This is a genomic window from Bartonella sp. TT121SHDZB (assembly GCF_042193415.1).
GTDB lineage: Bacteria > Pseudomonadota > Alphaproteobacteria > Rhizobiales > Rhizobiaceae > Bartonella.
This window is the reverse complement of sequence record NZ_JBHILR010000051.1, coordinates 527-776: the sequence shown is the minus strand read 5'-3', so window position 1 is coordinate 776 and position 250 is coordinate 527. Positions and strand designations below refer to the sequence as shown.

At 70.8% G+C, this 250-nt stretch carries 1 pseudogene; it reads left to right on the top strand.

Annotation, left to right across the window (positions count from 1 at the left end):
- Positions 1–250: pseudogene (locus tag ACFIKI_RS08410) on the top strand (AMP nucleosidase); the annotation flags it as partial.

The following is a 250-nucleotide window of genomic DNA, read 5'->3' as shown; positions in this document are numbered from 1 at the left end:
GTTCACCAACTACCAGTTCTACATCGACGAATTCATCCGCCTGGGCCACCCCGAGATGGCCCGGGAGGCCAGCGAATACGTGGCCTCCATCGAGCCCGGCAACGTGGTCACGCGCCGCACCGGCCTGCCGGCCCAGCCCAATGACGAGCTGGGCACGCCGCCGCCGCGCCTGCCGCAGATGCCGGCCTACCACCTGGCGCGCGCCGACCACAGTGGCCTCACCATGGTCAACATCGGCGCGGGCCCGGCC